Raw genomic sequence first — 20,705 nt, forward strand, 5'->3', positions numbered from 1 at the left:
CAAAAGGAATTGCTTCATGACCCAGTCAGCAAGCCGACCAGGCACGAGGTCAATCAATAAATTGGCATTGACAATGTGCACGCTGTTGAGTTCTCAAGGACCAGACGCACTCCCCGCTCGACCCATCACAGGTTCCGCCAGAGAGGCATTCGTCTTGTACAACATCCTGGGCGCACAACCAGAGGTCGTGTTTCCGAGGAGTTGGTTGCCTGAGCGGGACCCCGTCCGGACTGCATCTCCAGGTGTTCAACCCGGTGATCGTCTCGGCCGTTCCGTTCTCCGCCTCAGCGGCAACGAGTGATTACTTTACGCAGAGGTGAACGGGAGCGCCAAGCCGGCCCACATCCCGGGCGTGTCGCCCTCTGCGCCGCGGTTGCGTACTCCCCCGGTAACGCCGAACGGCCTGCTCCCCACCTGGGGGAACGGGCCGTTCGGGAGCGCTGTCAGTGCCGCGCGATGACCGGGTTCTTGAGCGAACCGATGCCGGAGATGGTGACCTCGACGATCTCACCGTCACGGATCTGCCCGACACCGGCCGGAGTCCCGGTCAGGATGACGTCACCGGGCAGGAGGGTCCAGATGGAGGACACGAACTCGACGAGCGACGGGATGTCGTGCACCATCTCGTTGGTCGAGGCCGCCTGCCGGAGGTCACCGTCGACGCGGGTCTCGATGCGGATGTCCGACGGGTCGATCTCGGTCTCGATCACCGGGCCGAGCGGGCAGAACGTGTCGAAGCCCTTCGCCCGGGTCCACTGACCGTCGCGAGCCTGCAGGTCTCGGGCGGTCACGTCGTTGGCGATCGTGTAGCCGAGGATCACGCTCGCGAAGTCCTCGCGCCGGACGTTCTTCGCGAGCGAGCCGATCACGATGGCGAGTTCGCCCTCGTGGTCGACGCGTCCGATGTCGGCCGGGAGGCGGATGGGCTCGTCCGGACCGATCACCGAGGTGTTCGGCTTGAGGAACACCACCGGGTCGTCGCCGGCACGCTCGTCCATCTCCGAGGCGTGCTCCGAGTAGTTGAGCCCGACGCCGATGACCTTCGACCGCGGGATGACGGGGGCGAGGAGCTTGGCGTCGGCGAGTGCCACGCGCTCCCCCGTGGTCTCGAACCCCTGGTACATCGGGTCCCCCGCGAGCACCACCAGAGCGCGCTCGTCGAGGATGCCGTACCGGGGGTCTTCACCCTTGCTGCTGAACCGTGCGATCTTCACCGTTCGACCCTACCCACGCCCGCCGGTCGATCAGGACGCGTCGGTCAGCTTGGTCATCCACCCGTGCGGGTCGGGACGACGGCCGTACTGGATGTCGGTGAGTTCATCGCGCAGGGACATCGTGAGTTCCCCGGCCCCCACGGTCGGCGAACCGATCGTGAAGCCGTCACCCCGGAGTTCGGCGATCGGGGTCACGACGGCGGCGGTCCCGCACGCGAACGCCTCGGTGATCGAGCCGTCGGCGACGCCGTCACGCCATTCGTCGAGGGTCACGCGGCGCTTCTCGACGGTCAGGCCGCGGTCCTCGGCCAGCTGCAGGATCGAGTCACGCGTGATCCCCTCGAGGATGGAGTCGGAGTCGGGCGTGACGAGGGTGCCGTCGGACTTGACCAGGACGACGTTCATCCCGCCGAGCTCTTCGAGGTACTTGCCCTCCACCGAGTCGAGGAACATCACCTGCTGGCAGCCGTGCTCGTAGGCCTCCTGCTGGGGCAGCAGCGACGAGGCGTAGTTGCCGCCGGTCTTCGCCGCACCGGTCCCGCCCTTGCCGGCGCGCGCGTACTGCGTCGACAGCCAGATCGACACCGGCTTCGGGCCCGAGGTGAAGTACGCACCGGCCGGACTCGCGATGCAGTGGTACGCGACGGCCTGTGCCGCGCGCACCCCGAGGAACGACTCCGTCGCGATCATGAACGGCCGCAGGTACAGGCTCGTCTCGGGCGCCGAGGGCACCCAATCGACGTCGGTCTGCACGAGCTGCCGGATCGACTCGACGAACGCCTCGATCGGGAGCTCCGGGAGCGCCAGGCGTCGGGCGGACCGCTGGAAGCGTCGGGCGTTGGCGTCCGGTCGGAACGACCACACCGAGCCGTCCGCGTGCCGGTAGGCCTTGAGCCCCTCGAAGATCTCCTGGGCGTAGTGCAGGACGCTCGCGCTCGGATCGAGGGACAGCGGCCCGTACGGGTGGATCGACGCGCTGTGCCAGCCGTCGTCGAGCGTCCACTCGACCGTCGCCATGTGGTCGGTGAAGTGCTTGCCGAAGCCCGGGTCGGCGAGGATCTGCTCACGCTCGGCAGCCGCGCGGCGGTCGGCGGACGGGGTGCTGGCGAACTCGAGTCCGAAGGCGGTGTCGGTGCTCATGGGGAGGACTCCTTCTCAGGCGGTGGTGGTGCGTGCCGTGGCCGCGGCGGCGATCGCGTCGCCGATCTCGGCCGTGCGACGCGGCGTGGTGCCCCGGTCGGCGAGGTCGGACTCCACCGCAGCCGTCACCGCGGCCGCCAGGTCACCGCGACCGAGGTGGTCGAGCAACAGGGCGACGGAACGGATCGCGGCGGTGGGGTCGGCCAGCTGCTGACCTGCGATGTCCGGCGCGGAACCGTGGACCGGCTCGAACATGCTGGGGAAGGTGCCGTCCGGGTTGATGTTGCCCGAGGCCGCCAGACCGATGCCGCCGCTGATCGCGCCGGCCAGGTCGGTGATGATGTCGCCGAACAGGTTGTCGGTGACGATGACGTCGAACCGTGCGGGATCGCGGACCATGTGGATGGTGACCGCGTCCACGTGCTGGTAGTCGACCGTGACGTCCGGGTACTCGGCGCCGACGGCCGCGACGGTGCGCTGCCAGAGGGCTCCGGCGTGCACCAGGACGTTGCTCTTGTGCACGAGGGTCAGGTGGCGACGCGGGCGTCGGTCGGCCAGCGCGAAGGCGTACCGCACGACCCGTTCGACGCCGAAGGCGGTGTTCAACGAGACCTCGGTCGCGATCTCGTGCGGGGTACCGGTCCGGATGGCGCCGCCGTTGCCGACGTAGGGCCCCTCGGTCCCTTCGCGCACGACCACGAAGTCGACCTCGCCGGGGTCGGCGAGCGGCGTCGGGACGGCCGGGTGCACCGTCGTCGGCCGGAGGTTCACGTAGTGGTCGAACGCGAAGCGGAGCTTGAGGAGCAGCCCACGCTCGATGATGCCCCCGGCGAGCCGCGGGTCACGCGGGTCACCGCCGACCGCTCCGAGCAGGATCGCGTCGTGCTGCGCGATCGCTGCCATGTCGTCGTCGGTCAGGATGTCGCCGGTCTCCAGGTACCGTGCGGCGCCGAGGGAGAACGGGGTCTCCTGCACCACGAGGTCGTCCGGCAGGACCGCGTGCAGGACCTTCAGGGCCTCGTCGACGACCTCGGGGCCGATGCCGTCACCACGGATGACCGCGAGTCGGATCGTCTGCGCGCTGCTCATGTCCGCCACTCCCCTAGAGCGTGATGTCGATCTCGCGGAGCGAGGACGCGTCGATCGCCGAGCGGACGTGCTCGAGGATCTCGGCCGGCACGGGCGAGTCGACCGTCAGGACGCTCAGCGCCTGGCCACCGGCGGCTTCGCGCGAGATCTGCATCGCGGCGATGTTGATGCCGGCCTGGCCGAACTCCTTGCCGTAGACCGCGACGATGCCCGGACGGTCGGTGTACTCCATGACGACGTGGTGCCGGTCGAGCGGCACCTCGACGTCGTGCCCGTTGATCTCGACGAGCTTCTCGACCTGCTTCGGGCCGGTGAGCGTGCCGGAGACGCTGATCGCCGGGCCATCGGACTGGGCACCGCGGATCGTCAGCACGTTGCGGTACTCGGGGCTGTCGGTCTCGGTGATGAGGCGGACGGTGACCCCGCGCTGCTCGGCGATGAGCGGAGCGTTGACGTAGGAGACCTGGTCGCTGACGACGTCGGTGAAGACGCCCTTGAGCGCCGCGAGCTTCAGCACGCTGACGTCGTACTCGGCGAGCTCGCCGTGCACCTCGACGTCGATGCTCGTGACCGGCGAGGTCGCGAGGGCGGTGAAGACCTGGCCGAGCTTCTCGACGAGCGGGATGCCGGGGCGCACGTACGGGTCGATGACCCCGCCGGCGACGTTGACCGCGTCGGGCACGAGCTCGCCGCCGAGGGCGAGACGGACCGACTTGGCGACCGAGACGCCCGCTTTCTCCTGCGCTTCGTCGGTGGAGGCGCCGAGGTGCGGCGTCACGACGACGTTCGGGAGTGCCAGGAGCGGCGAGTCCTTCGGGGGCTCGGCGACGAAGACGTCGAGGCCGGCGCCGGCGATGGTGTTCGACGTGAGGGCCCGGTGCAGGGCGTCCTCGTCGATCAGGCCACCGCGGGCCACGTTCACGACGAACGCGGTCGGCTTCATCAGGGCGAACTGGTCGTCCGAGATCATGCCGAGGGTCTCCGGCGTCCTCGGCATGTGGATCGTGGTGAAGTCCGCCCGACGCAGCAGGTCCTCGAGGGAGACGAGCTCGACCCCGAGCTGCTGCGCACGTGCGGTGGTGACGTACGGGTCGTACGCGATGACCGTCACGCCGAAGGCCTGCAGCCGCTGGGTGATGAGCGCGCCGATGCGGCCGAGGCCGATGATGCCGACGGTCTTCTCGTAGAGCTCGACACCGGTGTACGACGAGCGCTTCCACGCACCGGCGGCCAGCGAGGCGTGGGCGGCCGGGATGTGCCGTGCGAGCGACAGGATGTGCCCCACCGTGAGCTCCGCCGCCGAGATGATGTTCGAGGTCGGGGCGTTCACCACCATCACGCCGGCGGTCGTCGCGGCCTTGATGTCGACGTTGTCGAGGCCGACGCCGGCACGGGCGACGACCTTGAGGACCGGTGCCGCGGCGATCGCCTCGGCGTCGATCTTGGTGGCGGACCGCACGAGGACGGCGTGCGCGTCGGACAGCGCCGCCAGGAGCGCCGGACGGTCGGTGCCGTCCACATTCCGGATCTCGAAGTCGGGCCCGAGGGCGTCGACCGTTGCGGGCGAGAGTTCTTCGGCGATCAGGACGACCGGCTTCGACACAGCAGCTGTTTCCTCACTCGAGACGGTTGGTATCCCACCATGGTATCGACGCGGGCCGGTGGTTACGACCGCGGGAGCGGTCCTGTGGAGAACCACACGAGGGCAGGAGGCGCGGGGCGGGGCCGCACCGCGCCTCCTGGCCGTCGGCGGGTCGCGTCAGAAGTCCAGCAGCGTCGGGACGAACAGCTGGAGGTCGAGCCAGAGGGCGCCGGCGCCCGCGAAGGCGACCACGAACACCGCGATCGTGACGGGCAGGCTCGAACGCCGGGTGATGACGATCGCCGCGACGAACGCGACCGGCGCGATGAGGATGTCGAGCACGAGCCACAGCCACGGGGTGCTGGTCTGCAGCGAGTCGCCGCCCGAGGTCGTCTGGAGGAACGCGTTGAAGGCGTCCACCCGCTGGTTGATCTGCGTCAGGTTGCCGACGGCCTGCACCGTCATGTACGCGAACAGCGCCGCGAACACGAGCCAGACCACGATCTTCGCGACCACGGGGGCGCTGTTCCGGCGGGTCGTCGCCGGCACTGCCCCGGTCACCCGAAGCTCCGCGTCAGGAGGAACGGCCAGGGGAAGAGCACGACGGCGCCGAGGAGCATCCAGAGCAGGCGGGTCCGCGTGCGGCTGCTGCGCGCTGCCCAGAGCACCACCGTGAACCAGAGTGCCGGCGCGAGGATCGCGAGGAAGCGGAGCACCTCGACGAAGAGCGTGAGGACCGTGTCGACGCCGGAGACGTACGCGGTCGACGCGGTGAGGAGCCAGGCCACCGTGTAGAGGAGGTAGAGGCCCCCGAAGACGCCGAACCCGACGAGCGCGCCGGAGGTCTCGGGCGCCTCGGGGTCCCGCTCGCCGCGCTCGCGCACCGCCACCGGGTTGTGCGCCGCGTCGACGTGGGTGGCGTCGTCGGCGTCACCCCAGCTGAGGGCGGCGTCGTCGGTGTCGACGGCGTTCGGCACGTCCGGGTCGATCGACCCGTCTGGTGGGGATGCTGCCGTGGTCATGCCCCGATTCTACGAGGGACCCGACACCGGGGAGACCAGCGACGGCCGGGAGGCCGAGGTCAGACGTCGGCCGGCTGCGTCGCGAGGACCTCGGCGACGACGTCGCGGACGGCCGGGAAGAGCGGGTGGCTCTCCATCAGGCCCGTGAGGATCTCGGTCAGCGCGTGCGCGGTCGCCCCGGAACGCAGGAGTGCGTGCAGCTCGATCGACTCCGGGTCGTTCTCGTCGTCGAACGCGAGCGCTACACGGACGGCACCGAGCAGGTGCTCGACGGGCAGGCCGCGCTCGGCGAGCTGCGACGCCGGGCCGACGAAGCGTTCACGACGGCCGAGCTTGCGGAGCGGGTTGCGGCCGACGCGCGCGGTGGAGTCCGGCAGGTGCGGGTTCGCGATGCGGGAGAGGTTCGCGGCGACGTAGCGCGCGTGGTCCTCGGGGTCGAAGCCGTGCTTCGCGATCAGCAGTGCGGTGGTCTCGGCGAGCACCCCGTCGACCTCGGCGCGGACGGCGTCGTCCTCGAGTGCTTCGCGGATGAGTCGGATCCCCCGCACGTAGCCGTGGTAGGCGGCGGTGGCGTGCGCCGTGTTGACCGTGTAGAGCTTGCGCTCGACGAACGGCTGCAGGTCGTCGACCCAGGTGACGCCCTCGATCGTCGGCGGTTCGGCGTCGGAGCCCAGGAACGGGGTGCGCTCGATGACCCACTCGTAGAACGGTTCGAGCACGACGTCGAGGCCGCCGGACTGACCGAGCACACCGGACTGGTCCGGGACGATGCGGTCGATCGCGCAGTTCGCGAAGACGGCGGCGATGTCGCGGTCTTCGAGGATGGGGGCTCGGCGGATGCTGGCGTGCAGGGAATCGGTCGCGTTGAACGCGTTCTCGCAGGCGACGATCGTGACGTCACCGCGCTCGAGCGGGCGTGCCGCGAGCCCTTCGGCGATGAGCGGCGCGACGAGCGGCAGCGTGCGTGCGCCCACGGCGGTGGTCACGACGTCGGCCTGGGCGATGGCCTGCACCACACGCTCGCGGTCGGTCTTGCTGCTGAGCGCGCGGAACCCGTAGACGAGGTGCTCGACCGGCATCTCGCCGACCTCGTGCACCACGAACCGGCCGGCTTCGTTCAGGGCCGAGACCACGCGTTCGTCGACGTCGACGAAGGTGAGCTCGTAGCCGCTCGCCACGAGGAACTGGCCCACGAACCCGCGCCCGATCTTGCCGGCGCCGATGTGGACCGCTCGCTTCGTCACCGCCATCCGACGATCATCCCATGCTGGTCGGGGCGGTCCTGACCGCGGGTGCGCACCACGGCCGACGGGTGTCGGGAATCGTGCGCGCGCACGGCGGAGGGACGCCGGTCCGCGGCGTCGGGGCTGGAGAAGAGCTGCTGCATAACGTTCGGGTCACATCGCGAGGCGGCGGTGCAGGTGCACCGCCGCCTCGACGTCGAGTGGTTCTCGGAAGACTACCGCGCGGCCGAGCCGTCCACGTAGTCGCCGTCGTTCTGCTTCCACGCGAAGAGCGCGCGGAGCTCACGGCCGGTGGCCTCGATCGGGTGGCCCTCGCCCTTGGCACGGAGCGCCTTGAACTCCGGTGCGCCGGCGTCCTGGTCCTCGATGAAGCGCTTCGCGAAGGCACCGTTCTGGATGTCCGCGAGCACCGCCTTCATGTTCTCCTTGACGTCCGGCGAGATCACGCGCGGGCCGGAGACGTAGTCACCGAACTCGGCCGTGTCGGAGATCGACCAGCGCTGCTTGGTGAGGCCGCCCTCCCAGATGAGGTCGACGATGAGCTTGAGCTCGTGCAGGACCTCGAAGTAGGCGATCTGCGGCTGGTAGCCCGCCTCGACCAGGGTCTCGAAGCCGTACTGGATGAGCTGCGAGGTGCCACCGCAGAGAACGGCCTGCTCGCCGAACAGGTCGGTCTCGGTCTCCTCGGTGAAGGTCGTCTTGATGCCGCCGGAGCGGAGGCCACCGATCGCCTTGGAGTACGACCATGCGAGGTCCCACGCGGAACCGGACGCGTCGACCTCGACGGCGACGATCACGGGGACGCCACGGCCGGCCTCGTACTCGCGACGGACGGTGTGGCCCGGGCCCTTCGGCGCGACGAGCGACACGTCGACACCCTCGGGCGCCTCGATGTAGCCGAAGCGGATGTTGAAGCCGTGGCCGAAGACGAGCGTCGCGCCCGGCTTGAGGTTCGGGCGGATGTCCTCGGCGTAGACGATGCGCTGGACCTGGTCCGGCGCGAGGATGACGACGACGTCGGCCCAGGCGGTGGCGTCGCCCGGCGTGTGGACCTCGAAGCCCGCCTCTTCGGCCTTCTGCCGGCTCTTCGAGCCCTCCTGCAGGCCGATCTTCACCTCGACACCCGAGTCACGGAGGTTGAGGGCGTGGGCGTGGCCCTGCGAGCCGTAGCCGATGACGGCGACCTTCTTGCCCTGGATGAGCGTCAGGTCGGCGTCGGCGTCGTACACGATGTCAGTCACGAGGGTGTGTCTCCTTGGTTCTGTGGTCGGTGCCGGGCACCATCGGCGCCCGGGAAGGGTGTGACGGGCGCTCAGCGCACCCGGTCGGTGATGCTCTTCGGTCCGCGGCCCATGCCGAGGAGGCCCGCGCGGGCGAGCTCCTTGACGCCGTAGGGCTCGAGCACGCGGAGGATCGCCTGGATCTTGCCGGGGTCGCCGGTCACCTCGACGATCAGGGAGTCGGTCGCCACGTCGACGACCTGGGCACGGAACAGGTTCACTGCTTCGAGCACCGCCGAGCGCGTCTGGTTGTCGACGCGCACCTTCACGAGCATGTGCTCGCGCTGGACCGACTGCGAGAAGTCCAGTTCGACGATCTTGATGACGTTCACCAGCTTGTTGAGCTGCTTCGTCACCTGTTCCAGCGGGAGGTCCTCGACGTCGACGACGACCGTGATCCGGCTGAGGCCGTCCACCTCGGTGTTGCCGACGGCGAGCGACTCGATGTTGAACCCGCGCCGGGCGAAGAGTCCGGCGACACGGGTCAGCAGACCGGGCTTGTCCTCCACGAGGAGGGAGAGGACGTGGCTCATGCGGTTTCTCCCGTCATGTCGGCGTCCTCGTCGTCCCAGGTGGGCGCGAGTGCCTGGGCGTACTCGATGGACGAGTTGCTGACGCCCTGCGGGACCATCGGCCAGACCATCGAGTCACGGCTCACGACGAAGTCGATCACCACCGGGCGGTCGTTGGTCGCGAGGGCGAGCTCGATCGCGGCATCGACCTCGTCGGCCTTCTCGACCCGGATGCCGAGGGCACCGTAGGCGTCGGCCAGCTTCACGAAGTCCGGCACACGGCGCGAGGCGTGCCCCGTCTCGAGGTCGGTGAAGGAGTGCCGGCCGTCGTAGAACAGCGTCTGCCACTGCCGGACCATGCCGAGCGACGAGTTGTTGATGATCGCGACCTTGATCGGGATGTCGTTGATCACGCAGGTCGCGAGTTCCTGGTTCGTCATCTGGAAGCAGCCGTCGCCGTCGATCGCCCAGACCACACGGTCCGGCTGGGCGACCTTCGCACCCATCGCCGCGGGGACCGAGTAGCCCATGGTGCCGGCACCGCCGGAGTTGAGCCAGGCGTTGGGCCGCTCGTACTTGATGAACTGCGCGGACCACATCTGGTGCTGGCCGACACCGGAGGCGTAGACGGCCTCGGGACCGGAGAGCTCACCGATGCGCTTGATGATGCCCTGCGGCGCGAGCAGCCCGTCGGTCGGCTCGGCGTACCCGAGCGGGAAGTCGGTCTTGAGCTGGTGGAGCTTCGCCCACCACTCGTCGGTCGACGCGCGGTCCTCGACGGCGATGCCGCCCCAGGCGTCGAGCAGGTCGACCAGGACCTCGCGGGCGTCACCGACGATCGGGACGTCAGCGAAGCGGATCTTCGAGATCTCGGCCGGGTCGATGTCGACGTGCACGACCTTGGCGTCCGGCGCGAACTCGTCGGCCTTGCCGGTCACGCGGTCGTCGAAGCGGGCACCGAGGGCGACGATGAGGTCGCTGTCCTGCAGGCCGAGCACCGCGGGCACCGTGCCGTGCATGCCGGGCATGCCGAGGTGCTGCGGGTGCGAGTCCGGGAACGCGCCGCGTGCCATCAGGGTCGTGACGACCGGCGCCCCGGTCGCCTCGGCGAAGCGGAGCAGCTCGGCGGTCGCACGGGAGCGGATGACCCCGCCGCCGACGTAGAGCACCGGGCGCTTCGACTCGGACAGCAGCTGCGCGGCAGCGGTGATCTGCTTGCCGTGCGCCTTGGTCACCGGGCGGTAGCCGGGCAGGTCGATCTTGGGCGGCCACACGTAGGGCGCCGACTTCTGCTGGGCGTCCTTCGTGATGTCCACCAGCACGGGGCCGGGCCGACCGGTCGTCGCGATGAGGTGCGCCGCGGCGAGGGTCGCCGGCACGTCGGCCGGGTCGGTGACCAGGAACGAGTGCTTCGTGATGGGCATCGTGATGCCGACGATGTCGGCTTCCTGGAACGCGTCGGTGCCCATCAGCGTCGAGAACACCTGACCGGTGATCGCGATGAACGGCACCGAGTCCATGTAGGCGTCGGCGATGGCCGTGACGAGGTTCGTCGCACCGGGGCCGGACGTCGCGATGGCGACGCCGACCTTGCCGGACGACGAGGCGTAGCCCTCGGCGGCGTGGCCGGCGCCCTGCTCGTGACGGACGAGGATGTGGCGGATCGTGGTCGACGCCATCAGCTCGTCGTAGAACGGGATGATCGCGCCGCCGGGCAGGCCGAAGACGTCGGTGATCCCGAGGTGCTCGAGCGTCCGGAGGACGGCTCCCGAGCCGGTGAGGATCTCCGGCGACCGGCGTGCACCGGCGGCCGCGGACAACGGAGTTGCTTCCGTGGGCATGAGTGGTCCTTGCCTGAGTGGTGGCGGTGGTGCGGGTGTCGGACGCTAGCCCGTGACCGCGCCCTGGGCGGCGGACTTCACGAGCTTGGCGTACTTCGCGAGGACTCCGCGGGTGTAGCGCGGGGGCAGCGGGGCCCAGCCGTCACGGCGGGCCTCCAGCTCGGCCGGGTCGACCAGTAGGTCGAGCGAGCGAGCCGCGATGTCGACACGGATGCGGTCGCCATCACGAACGAAAGCGACTGGACCTGCGTCCACTGCTTCCGGTGCGATGTGGCCGATGCACAGGCCGGTTGTGCCGCCTGAGAATCGACCGTCGGTCAAGAGTAGTACATCCTTGCCGAGGCCCGCGCCCTTGATGGCCGCGGTGATGGCGAGCATCTCACGCATGCCCGGGCCGCCCTTGGGGCCCTCGTAGCGGATGACGACGACGTCGCCCTTCTCGATCTTGCCCTCGGTCAGGGCGTCCATCGCCGCACGTTCGCGGTCGAACACGCGGGCGGGGCCCTCGAAGACGGAGGCGTCGAAGCCCGCCGTCTTCACCACGGCACCCTCGGGGGCGAAGGAGCCCTGCAGGACGGTCAGGCCACCGGTCTCGTGGATCGGGTTGTCGAGCGTGCGGAAGACCTCGCCGTCGAGTGCCGGCGGGTCGATCTCGGCCAGGTTCTCGGCGACGGTCTTGCCCGTCACGGTCATGCAGTCGCCGTGCAGCAGGCCCGCGTCGAGCAGCGCCTTCATGATCACGGGGATGCCGCCGTTCCGGTCGACGTCGACCATGACGTACTTGCCGAAGGGCTTCATGTCGGCCAGGTGCGGGACCTTGGAACCGATGCGGTTGAAGTCGTCCAGCGACAGCTCGACCTCGGCCTCGTAGGCGATCGCGAGCAGGTGCAGGATGACGTTGGTCGAGCCGCCGAGGGCCATCGCGACGGCGATCGCGTTCTCGAAGGCTTCCTTGGTGAGGATCTGGCGGGCGGTGATGCCGTGCTCGAGCATGTTCACCACGGCCTCACCGGAGCGGTGCGCGTAGTAGTCGCGGCGACGGTCGGCGCTCGGCGGGGCGGCGGAGCCCGGCAGCGACATACCGAGCGCTTCGGCGACCGAAGCCATCGTGTTGGCGGTGTACATGCCACCGCAGGCGCCCTCGCCCGGGACGATGGCGCACTCGATCTTCTTGAGCTCTTCCTCGCTCATGGTGCCGGCCTTGCAGGCACCGACGCCCTCGAAGGAGTCGATGATCGTGACTTCCTTCATCGTGCCGTCGGCCTGCTTCACGTAGCCCGGCATGACCGAACCGGCGTAGAGGAACACGCTCGCCAGGTCGAGTCGCGCGGCGGCCATCAGCATGCCGGGGAGCGACTTGTCGCAGCCGGCGAGCAGGACGGTGCCGTCGAGGCGCTCCGCGTTGACGACGGTCTCGACGCTGTCCGCGATGACCTCACGCGAGACGAGGGAGAAGTGCATGCCCTCGTGGCCCATCGAGATGCCGTCCGAGACGGAGATGGTGCCGAACTGCAGCGGGTAGCCGCCACCGGAGTGCACGCCCTCCTTCGCACCCTGCGCGAGGCGGTCGAGCGACAGGTTGCACGGCGTGATCTCGTTCCACGAGGACGCGATGCCGATCTGCGGCTTGCTCCAGTCCTCGTCTCCCATACCGACGGCCCGCAGCATGCCACGCGAGGTGGTTGCTTCGATCCCGTCGGTGACGACCCGGCTGCGCGGCTTGACGTCGATATCAGGCATGGCATGAGTCTAGGACGCTTTGGGATACCAGCCGTGCACCCCCGTGCATTCTCATGCTCCGGGGCCGCGATCAGCGGGTGGCGCGGAGCCTCGCCAGCTGCTTCAGGACGCCGGTCAGGGCCGCCGGGTCGGCGATGCGGTACCCGGCCCGGGTCTCCCCCGGCCCGACCTTCACCCCGACGTCGCCGTCGCCGAGCACGCGGAAGGCGTCCTCGTCGGTGACGTCGTCGCCGGCGAAGAACACCGCGTCGGCACCGTGCAGCTCGCGGAGCCGGGCGATCGCGTCGCCCTTCGTGACGTGGCGCACCGCGAACTCGACGATGTCCTTGCCACCGCGCTCGAGCACCTCGGGGTCGGCCTCGTGCGCCGCGCGGCTCGCCGCCGCGTTCGCCTCGGCCGCGACCTCGGCGGAGACACGGCGCGTGTGCACCCCGTGCCCGGCGGGCTTGTGCTCGATGACGACGCCCGGGAACCGTTCGCCGACCTCGTCGAGCGCCGCACCGATCCGTGCCACACGCTCGACCTCGTCGTCACTGAGCGCGGCCTCGTCGTGGCCGTCCACGCGCCACTCGACGCCGTGCGAGCCCACGAGCGCCATGTCCTCCGGTGCGTGGGTCACCGCGGCCAGGCTGCCGAGGGGGCGCCCGGACACGAGCACCACCTCGGTGTCCTTCGCACGGTGCAGGGTCAGGACCGCGGCCCACGACCCGGGCAGCGCGCCGACCTGCGAGGGGTCGTCGGCGAAGGGGGCCAGCGTGCCGTCGAAGTCGAGGGCGACGATCAGTCGCGGCGCAGCCGCGAGCGTCTCGAGGGCCGCGTCGATGGCGGACTGGTCGGTGGTGGTCTCAGTCATCACGTGCCTCCCGGGTGTCCTCGGCAGCCCTGGCGGACTGGGCGTCCTGGTCGAAGATCGACATGTTGTCGGTCTGCGCCTCACGGTGCTGCTCGCGCGGGTCGGCGGCGGACGGGTCGATCTGGGCGTTCCGCGGCGCGTGCCGGTCGAGCGCCTCGAGGAACGAGCGCGACCAGCGCGCCACGTCGTTGTCGCGGACGCGCTTGCGGAGCGCGCGCATGCGCGTCGACCGCTCGCGACGCGGCATCTGGATGGCGCGCTCGATCGAGTCCTTGAGCGCACCGATGTCGTGCGGGTTGACGATCACGGCCTGCTTGAGCTCGTCGGCGGCGCCGGCGAACTCGGACAGGATGAGCACCCCGTCGTTGTCGAAGCGGGCGGCGACGTACTCCTTCGCGACGAGGTTCATGCCGTCGCGCAGCGCCGTGACGAGCATGATGTCGGCGGCCAGGTAGAGCGCCACCATCTCCTCGCGCGGGTAGCCGTGGTGCAGGTACGAGATCGGCTGGTGGCCGATGACGCCGAGGTCGCCGTTGATGCGGCCGACGCTCAGCTCGATCTCGTCGCGGAGCGCCGCGTACGAGTCGACACGCTCGCGGCTCGGGCTCGCGACCTGGATCAGGGTGGCGTCCTCGACCGCGATGCGGCCGTCCTCCACCAGCTCGCCGAAGGCCTTGATGCGGTGGCGGATGCCCTTGGTGTAGTCGAGCCGGTCGACGCCGAGCAGCACCGTCTTCGGGTTGCCGAGGCTCTCGCGGATCTCGCGCGCACGCTCCTGCACCTCGGGCTTGCGGGCGATCGCCTCGAAGCTCTCGGCGTCGATGGAGATCGGGAAGTGCCTGGCCTCGACGTGGCGGACCGTGATGCCCTTGCGGCTGCGCGGGGCCGCTGGGTCGTCCACCGGGACGTCGATCGTGGTGCCCTTGGTCGTGTAGCCCTTGATGTGGCGGACCGCTCGGAGGAAGTCGCTGGCGTCGTCGTGGCGCTGGAAGCCGATGACGTCGGCGCCGAGCAGTCCGTCGAGGATCTGCGCACGCCACGGCAGCTGCGCGTAGATGCCGACCGGCGGGAACGGGATGTGGTTGAAGAAGCCGATCGTCAGGTCGGGGCGCTTGGCGCGGAGCAGGGCCGGCACGAGCTGCAGCTGGTAGTCCTGCACCCAGACGATGCCGTCCTGCTCGACGATCTCGGCGATCTGCGCGGCGAAGCGCTCGTTCACGCGCTTGTACGCGTTCCACCAGTCACGGTGGTAGCTCGGGTGCTCGATGACGTCGTGGTACAGCGGCCAGAGCGTGTCGTTGCTGAAGCCCTCGTAGTACTCCTCGACGTCGTCGTCGGAGAGCGGGACGGGGACGATGTGGATGCCCTCGTTGTCGAACGGTGCGACCTCGACCTCGGCCTGCCCCACCCAGCCGACCCAGGCTCCGTCGTTCGCGCGCATCACGGGTTCGAGGGCGGTGACGAGGCCACCCGGCGAGTGCCGCCAGCCCTCGTTGCCGTCCTGGTCGACGACGCGGTCCACCGGGAGTCGGTTGGAGGCGACGACGAACGAGTAGCGGGTCTGTTCGGTGCGGTCTGCAGGCATGGGGTGGTGTGATCTCCGTTCCGCCCGGCCGGGGCCGGGTGCGTCGGTGCGTCGTGCGTCGGGTGCGACGGGTGCGACGGCCGGCGTGGTGCGCCGGGCGCGCTGCCGAAGTTACCAGCGTGGGGACAGCGCATTCACGGCGGATCGGCGGTTCCGCTACGCTGCAGGCACGTGTCGGGGGGACACGGGTGCTGGAGTGCGGCGCCGGCCTCCCGGTCGGAGAGGACCCCCAGCCGTGAGCGAGAACCCGCCCAACCAGCCCGTCCCGCCGTCGCAGCCCGGTCCGGGCCAGCCCGGTGCCGGCCAGCCCGGATCGGGCCAGCCCGGTGCCGGCCAGCCCGCCTGGAACGGCCAGCCCGCCTGGCAGCAGCAGCCTGGAGGCCCGCAGCAGTGGACGGGTCAGCCCGCCCCCGCCGCGCAGCCGTCCGATGCGTTCGGTCGCTTCCTGCGGTCCGTGTCCGGTCGCGACTGGCTGGCGGCCGTGCTCGCCGCCGTCGGCGGCTGGGTCGCGGCCTACGTCGTCGCCGGGCTCTCGCTGCTCATCACCGTCGGACTGCTCGCGTCGGGCGGCAGCGGGTCGGCCGCTCCGTCCGCCGGGTCCGGCACCGACCTCGGCGCGGGCTCGGCCCCCGACGTGGAGTCGCTGCTCTCCGGCGTGAGCGTCCTGCTCGGTGCGCCGGCGCAGCTCGTGGCCCTCGCCGACCTCGGCCGACTGCACCTGTCCGGGTCGATCGGGTTCCTCGGTTCCGGCTCGGGCTCGCTCGCCGTGGTGCCCGCGCTGGTGCTCGCCGCGCAGGTCGTCCTGGCCGCCGTGCTCACCCGCCGGATCCGCACGCGTGGCCTCGGCCGCACGCAGGTGCTCGTCACCGCGGTGGTCTCCGGCCTCGTCACCACCGTGCTCACGAACGTCGCCGCTGGCCTCTTCGCGATCCGGTTCCCGTCGGTGTCCGGCGCGGTCATCGAGCCGGTGCACGCCGTCGGTCTCGGCAGCATCATCGGTGCGTTCGTCATCGGGGCCCTGGCGGCACTCCTCGCCTGGCCCTCCGTCCTCGCCGGGCGCAACGTCTTCACCGCCCGCCTGCTCGGCACGCTCCGGATCGCGGCGTCGCAGCTCACGGTCCTCGTCGTGCTGGTCGCCCTCGTCGTCATCGTCGTCGCCCTGATCGCCCAGCCGTCCTACGGCTCCGCGTTGCCGCTGCTGCTCGGCAACGTCGCGATCGGACTGGTCGCGCTCGGGTTCTTCGGTGGTGTGGGGACGTCCGGCTTCGGGTCCGCCAGCGACACCGCCTCGGTGTTCGGCGGAGCCGGCGGCTGGACCTGGCTCGTCGTGCTGTTCGTCGTCGTCACCTCGGTCGCGGCCGGGCTCGCCCTCGCCGTCCGCCGCAACGACCGGATCCGCACCACGCTCGACTGGGTCGTCACGCCGCTGGTGTGGTTCGCACTCGGTCTGCTCTGCTTCGTCCTCGGCACCGGCGTCGTCTCGTACCAGGTGAGCAGCACGAGCTCCGTGGACGGCTCGGGGTCGATCGGCATCGCGCCGTGGACGCCGATCGTCTTCGCCCTGTGGGGCGGCGCGATCGAGGTCGTCGCCCGGTACCTCGCCCCGGTGCTCCTGCCCCGCCTCGGCGGAGCCGTGGTGCTCCGGACGTCCCGCCTGGTCGGAGCGGACCCCCGCCCCGTCGTGCCGCCGGCGTTCCCGGCCGGGCCCGCCGCCGGCCAGGCCGGGCCCGCCGCCGGCCAGGGTGCTCCCTTGGCGCCCACCGCGACCGTCGACCCGGCCGCGCCCGGTGCTCCCGTCGCACCCGGCGCTCCCGTTGCACCCGGCGCGCCCGTCGCCGCGGACGCGCCGGCTGCCGCCGCGTGGAACACTCCCCCGACCGCTGACCAGCACGTGCCGTACCCGCCGGCCGGGCCTGCCCAGGAACCCGCGTACGGCGTGCAGTCGATCTCCGGCGCGCAGCCGGCGGCCGGGTCGCAGCCGCCCTACGGCACGCAGCCCCCGTACGGCGCACAACCGGCCGACGGGTCGCAGCCGTTCATCGGCGGTGGTGCCCCGGCTCCGGCACCGATGTCCCCGCGGGCCAAGAAGATCCTGGTCCGTTCGCTCATCGCCGGTGGCGCCGTGATCGTCGTCGTCATCGCCGGTGCGGTCACGACGAGCGTCCTCCGCGCCAACGTCTGGGGTCCGGCGCCGACCGTGAAGTCCTACGTGCAGGCCATCGCCAGCGGTGACGCCGACACCGCCGCCGACCTGAGCGAGATCCCCGACGACGCGGCGATGCTCGACTCGAAGGTGCTCGGGAGCGCGAAGGACCGCCCGTCGGACATCCGCGTCGGCCGGGTCGCCCGGACCGGTGACACCGCCATCGCCACCCTGAGCTACACCCAGGACGGCAAGAACCGCTCCGGCCAGGTGTCGCTGCGGCGCACGGGCACCTCGTTCCTGGTGAAGGACGAGTGGCGTGTCACGCAGCCGCTGGCCCAGCAGGTCACCCTGACGGCCTCCGACGTCCTCGAGGGCGCTCCGGTGACCGTCGGCGGCAAGGAGATCGGGAAGATCAGCGACGGCAAGTTCACGTCCCTCGCCTACCCCGGCACCTACCAGGTCTCGGTCGGCGGGACGAAGTACTTCACCGGCGGCACCGAGAAGGTCGCCGTGGGTGCGGTCACGTCGGGCTACGTCGACTTCGCGCCGAAGGCGACCAAGGCACTCGAGCAGGACGCCGAGCAGTACGTGACCGACCTCATCGACGACTGCGCCGAGAAGACCGAGCTCCGGGCCCTGAGCGGCTGCCCCTGGTACGGGCCCTACGACGCCGACGGCGGCGTGCAGTACGACGTCACGTCGATGCCCGAGCTGGAGGTCGAGGCGTCCCGCGCCGGCACCGTGATGGTGACGAGCACGAAGGACGGGAGCGTGTCGTACAACTACACCTCGTACCTCGGCGACAAGAAGCGCGGCGAGGACTCGTTCAGTGTGAACCAGTACCTGAAGGTGGAGGACGGCAAGCTCGTCTCCGCCTACTGAGCAGGAGCCGGCTGAGCAGGAGCCGGCTGACGGCTCCGCAGCACCACGACGGCCGACCCGGATCTCCCGGGTCGGCCGTCTCAGTAGGCTGACGAGCATGGTCAGGACACGGGCGTGGTGCAAGGGCGACACGGTCGAACGGGACTTCCCCGTCGACCGGATCTCCGACCTCGTCGCCGACCCGGACACCTTCGTCTGGATCGACTACACCGACCCGACGGCGGCGGACCTCGAGCAGATCGAGGAGGAGCTCGGCATCCACGCGCTCGCGGTCGAGGACGCCGTCGAGCACGGACAGCGGCCGAAGCTCGACCGGTACCGGGACAGCCTGTTCCTGGTCGTCTACGACATGGGCGGCACGGACGACGAGGGTGACCTGATCACACACGAGGTCAAGGCCTTCGTCACCGAACGGGCGCTCGTCACCATCCACGGGTCCGACGTCGACACGACCCCGATGGAGCACCGGCTCACGGCGAACTCCGACATCGCCGAACACGGCGTGCCCTGGCTCGTCTGGGCGCTGCTCGACGCGGTCGTCGACCGGGCCACCGACACCGTCGAGGACCTCGAACGACAGATCGATGCGCTCGAGGACGATCTGTTCGAACCGGGCGACCCCCGCGAGCAGCAGATCCAGCGGCGGTCGTTCCGGCTCCGCAAGACCCTCGGGGTGCTCCGGCGACTGGTCGTCCCGACGCGGGACAGCGTCGCCTCGTTGCTGCACGGTGACGCGGAGACGATCTCGAACGGCATCCGGCCGTACTTCCGCGACGTCGAGGACCACCTGGTCTCGATCGCCGACTCCGTCGAACAGCTCCGTGACGCCGTGTCGAGCGTGCTCGACACGACTTTGAACCTGGCGTCGAACCGGCAGAACACCGTCATGAAGAAGGTCACGAGCTGGGCGGCGATCATCGCGATCCCGACCGGTGTGACGAGCTTCTTCGGGCAGAACGTGGAGTTCCCGGGCGAGGGCGCCTGGAGTGGTCTCTGGGCCTCGCTCGCGATCATCACCGCGTCGTCGCTCGTGCTCTACCGCGTCTTCAAGACCCGCGACTGGCTCTGACCGCGCACGGCACCGGCTCGGCACCGGGCTCCGCCGGCGTCAGAGCGCGAGCGCCAGGACCCCGGCGACGACGGTGAGCGGCGCGACGACGCACCCGAGCGCCATGTACCGGCCCCAGGACAGGTGCACGCCCTCGGCCGACAGCCGTGCGTGCCACAGCAGCGTCGCGAGCGAGGCCCACGGCGTGATGAGGCAGCCGGCGTTGACGCCGATGAGCAGCGCCGCGTACCGGACGGCCTCGTGCCCGGCGGCCGGTTCGAGCACCAGGTACGCCGGCAGGTTGTCGATGCTGTTCGCGGCGACCGCGCCCGCGCCGCCGAGCAGCAGCAGCGGGCCGGTCCCGGTGCCGCCCTGCAGCGCGTGCACGATCGGGTCGGTGATGCCCGTCGTGTGCAGCGCCTCGACCACCACGAACAGCCCGGCGGCGAACAGCAGGGTCGACCACGGCACGCGGGACACCCGGAGTTCGGACGGTGACCGGAACGCCGCGACCACGACGAGCACCACGGCGGCCAGGACCGCGGCGATCCACACGGTCACCCCGGCCGTCAGGGCGACGACGAGCGCGACGAGCACCGCGGAGGCCGCCCAGAAGAACACCGGGTCCTTCGGCGTGCGGACGGACACCGGCGAGTAGCGGCCGAACAGCTTGCCGCGGAACACCACGAGCAGGACGACGCACGGCACGACCACCCCGGCGACCGCGGGCCAGGCCATCAGCCCGGCGAACGGCAGCGGGCCGCCGAGCCCCATCCGGTCGACGGCGAGCAGGTTCGTCAGGTTCGACACCGGCAGCAGCATCGAGGCCGTGTTCGCGAGCCAGACCGTGGTCAGGGCGAACGGCATCGGGGGCAGTCCCACACGCCGCGCGAGCGAGATCACGATGGGGGTGAGGAGCACCGCGGTGGTGTCGATCGACAGGAAGACGGTGCAGAGCACGGCGAGCACGACGACCGCGCCCCAGAGGCCGATGGTGCGTCCGCCACCGACCCGGGCGGCGACGTCGGCGAGGCGGTCGAACACCCCGGCGTCCGCGGCGAGCTCGGCGACGACGGTCAGCCCGAGCACGAACCCGAGGACCGGCAGGACCCGGTCGGCGAGCACGGCGAGGTCGTCGAGGGGCAGCAGCCCGAACACGACGCAGACCGCGCCGACCACGAGCAGGGCCGCTCCGATGACCGCTTGACGCACGAACACTCCTCCGGCAGACACCGCGGCAGGGTGACCGGCGGCGCTCCAATGTACGGGCCGGTAGCGTTGTCAGCACGACGACAGGAGGCCTCTGTGCGCAAGTTCATGTTCAACGGTGCGGTGTGGAGTTCGCTCATCAGCGGCTACAGCGTGCTGCAGACCACCCGCCAGGGACCGCGTGACTGGCGGCTCGCGCTGACCTGGGTCGCGTGGCTCGCCACGACGATCGTGGCGATCGGCACGGTCGTCGAGGACGACCGCGCGGTCAAGGCGCGCCAGTAGGTCCAGACGCGGCAGGCGGTTGCAGACGCGACC

The 20,705-nt window shown here is 70.4% G+C and carries 17 protein-coding genes; 3 read left to right on the top strand and 14 right to left on the bottom strand.

Annotated elements, in window-relative coordinates:
• Positions 1 to 443: 443 nt before the first annotated feature.
• From DEJ04_RS14785 to otsA, 13 genes are all read right to left on the bottom strand, one after another.
• Positions 444 to 1,214: a fumarylacetoacetate hydrolase family protein gene (locus DEJ04_RS14785; protein ID WP_027466538.1), complete on the bottom strand. Its 771-nt coding sequence runs from the start codon at positions 1,212 to 1,214 to the stop codon at positions 444 to 446.
• A 30-nt stretch (positions 1,215 to 1,244) separates the two neighbouring features.
• Positions 1,245 to 2,354 carry a branched-chain amino acid aminotransferase gene (locus tag DEJ04_RS14790; RefSeq protein ID WP_111047586.1) on the bottom strand — a complete coding sequence of 370 codons (1,110 nt, stop codon included), beginning with the start codon at positions 2,352 to 2,354 and terminating at the stop codon, positions 1,245 to 1,247.
• A 15-nt stretch (positions 2,355 to 2,369) separates the two neighbouring features.
• On the bottom strand, positions 2,370 to 3,443 hold the full coding sequence (locus DEJ04_RS14795) for a 3-isopropylmalate dehydrogenase (RefSeq protein WP_071405821.1): 1,074 nt from the start codon (positions 3,441 to 3,443) through the stop codon (positions 2,370 to 2,372).
• 13 nt (positions 3,444 to 3,456) lie between these two features.
• The gene (gene serA / locus DEJ04_RS14800; protein WP_071405810.1) at positions 3,457 to 5,046 is read right to left on the bottom strand and encodes a phosphoglycerate dehydrogenase; all 1,590 of its coding nucleotides are present in this window, start codon (positions 5,044 to 5,046) and stop codon (positions 3,457 to 3,459) included.
• Between the two features lie 156 nt (positions 5,047 to 5,202).
• Entirely contained in the window at positions 5,203 to 5,586 is a 384-nt protein-coding gene (locus tag DEJ04_RS14805) for a hypothetical protein (protein ID WP_146248734.1), read from the bottom strand.
• Positions 5,583 to 6,047 (bottom strand): hypothetical protein, encoded by a 465-nt coding sequence (locus tag DEJ04_RS14810; RefSeq protein WP_111047588.1) that lies wholly within the window; start codon positions 6,045 to 6,047, stop codon positions 5,583 to 5,585. The genes DEJ04_RS14805 and DEJ04_RS14810 overlap by 4 nt, the downstream gene beginning before the upstream one ends.
• A gap of 59 nt (positions 6,048 to 6,106) precedes the next feature.
• Complete coding sequence (locus DEJ04_RS14815; RefSeq protein ID WP_111047589.1) at positions 6,107 to 7,297, bottom strand: mannitol-1-phosphate 5-dehydrogenase; 1,191 nt, start codon at positions 7,295 to 7,297, stop codon at positions 6,107 to 6,109.
• Between the two features lie 209 nt (positions 7,298 to 7,506).
• On the bottom strand, positions 7,507 to 8,532 hold the full coding sequence (gene ilvC / locus DEJ04_RS14825; protein ID WP_027466530.1) for a ketol-acid reductoisomerase: 1,026 nt from the start codon (positions 8,530 to 8,532) through the stop codon (positions 7,507 to 7,509).
• 71 nt (positions 8,533 to 8,603) lie between these two features.
• The gene (gene ilvN, locus DEJ04_RS14830) at positions 8,604 to 9,104 is read right to left on the bottom strand and encodes an acetolactate synthase small subunit (protein WP_017888842.1); all 501 of its coding nucleotides are present in this window, start codon (positions 9,102 to 9,104) and stop codon (positions 8,604 to 8,606) included.
• Positions 9,101 to 10,924, bottom strand: a complete 1,824-nt coding sequence (locus DEJ04_RS14835) for an acetolactate synthase large subunit (protein ID WP_027466529.1) — start codon at positions 10,922 to 10,924, stop codon at positions 9,101 to 9,103. Before DEJ04_RS14835 ends, ilvN begins: the two co-directional genes overlap by 4 nt.
• A gap of 45 nt (positions 10,925 to 10,969) precedes the next feature.
• Positions 10,970 to 12,664 carry a dihydroxy-acid dehydratase gene (ilvD, locus tag DEJ04_RS14840; protein ID WP_071405815.1) on the bottom strand — a complete coding sequence of 565 codons (1,695 nt, stop codon included), beginning with the start codon at positions 12,662 to 12,664 and terminating at the stop codon, positions 10,970 to 10,972.
• A gap of 70 nt (positions 12,665 to 12,734) precedes the next feature.
• Entirely contained in the window at positions 12,735 to 13,517 is a 783-nt protein-coding gene (gene otsB / locus DEJ04_RS14845) for a trehalose-phosphatase (protein WP_111047590.1), read from the bottom strand.
• Entirely contained in the window at positions 13,510 to 15,102 is a 1,593-nt protein-coding gene (otsA, locus tag DEJ04_RS14850) for an alpha,alpha-trehalose-phosphate synthase (UDP-forming) (RefSeq protein ID WP_071405817.1), read from the bottom strand. The genes otsB and otsA overlap by 8 nt, the downstream gene beginning before the upstream one ends.
• A gap of 235 nt (positions 15,103 to 15,337) precedes the next feature.
• On the opposite strand from otsA, the gene DEJ04_RS14855 reads away from it, so the two are divergent.
• Positions 15,338 to 18,130, top strand: coding sequence for a hypothetical protein (locus tag DEJ04_RS14855; RefSeq protein WP_111047591.1), 2,793 nt, complete (start codon positions 15,338 to 15,340; stop codon positions 18,128 to 18,130).
• 97 nt (positions 18,131 to 18,227) lie between these two features.
• Entirely contained in the window at positions 18,228 to 19,199 is a 972-nt protein-coding gene (locus tag DEJ04_RS14860; protein WP_111047592.1) for a magnesium transporter CorA family protein, read from the top strand.
• A 39-nt stretch (positions 19,200 to 19,238) separates the two neighbouring features.
• On the opposite strand, the gene DEJ04_RS14865 is transcribed toward DEJ04_RS14860, so the two are convergent.
• Entirely contained in the window at positions 19,239 to 20,390 is a 1,152-nt protein-coding gene (locus DEJ04_RS14865; RefSeq protein ID WP_111047612.1) for an SLC13 family permease, read from the bottom strand.
• Positions 20,391 to 20,483: 93 nt separating this feature from the next.
• On the opposite strand from DEJ04_RS14865, the gene DEJ04_RS14870 reads away from it, so the two are divergent.
• A complete protein-coding gene (locus DEJ04_RS14870) occupies positions 20,484 to 20,672 on the top strand; it encodes a hypothetical protein (RefSeq protein ID WP_027466522.1) in 189 nt (62 codons plus the stop codon).
• Positions 20,673 to 20,705 lie beyond the last annotated feature (33 nt).

Origin of the sequence: Curtobacterium sp. MCLR17_044, assembly GCF_003234435.1 — a bacterium.
Classification (GTDB): Bacteria; Actinomycetota; Actinomycetes; order Actinomycetales; family Microbacteriaceae; genus Curtobacterium; species Curtobacterium flaccumfaciens.

Coding starts and splice junctions, on each gene's coding strand:
- DEJ04_RS14790 (WP_111047586.1), bottom strand. CDS start 2,354: ATGAGCACCGACACCGCCTTCGGACTCGAGTTCGCCAGCACCCCGTCC.
- DEJ04_RS14795 (WP_071405821.1), bottom strand. CDS start 3,443: ATGAGCAGCGCGCAGACGATCCGACTCGCGGTCATCCGTGGTGACGGC.
- DEJ04_RS14810 (WP_111047588.1), bottom strand. CDS start 6,047: ATGACCACGGCAGCATCCCCACCAGACGGGTCGATCGACCCGGACGTG.
- DEJ04_RS14815 (WP_111047589.1), bottom strand. CDS start 7,297: ATGGCGGTGACGAAGCGAGCGGTCCACATCGGCGCCGGCAAGATCGGG.
- ilvN (WP_017888842.1), bottom strand. CDS start 9,104: ATGAGCCACGTCCTCTCCCTCCTCGTGGAGGACAAGCCCGGTCTGCTG.
- DEJ04_RS14835 (WP_027466529.1), bottom strand. CDS start 10,924: ATGCCCACGGAAGCAACTCCGTTGTCCGCGGCCGCCGGTGCACGCCGG.
- ilvD (WP_071405815.1), bottom strand. CDS start 12,664: ATGCCTGATATCGACGTCAAGCCGCGCAGCCGGGTCGTCACCGACGGG.
- otsB (WP_111047590.1), bottom strand. CDS start 13,517: ATGACTGAGACCACCACCGACCAGTCCGCCATCGACGCGGCCCTCGAG.
- otsA (WP_071405817.1), bottom strand. CDS start 15,102: ATGCCTGCAGACCGCACCGAACAGACCCGCTACTCGTTCGTCGTCGCC.
- DEJ04_RS14860 (WP_111047592.1), top strand. CDS start 18,228: ATGGTCAGGACACGGGCGTGGTGCAAGGGCGACACGGTCGAACGGGAC.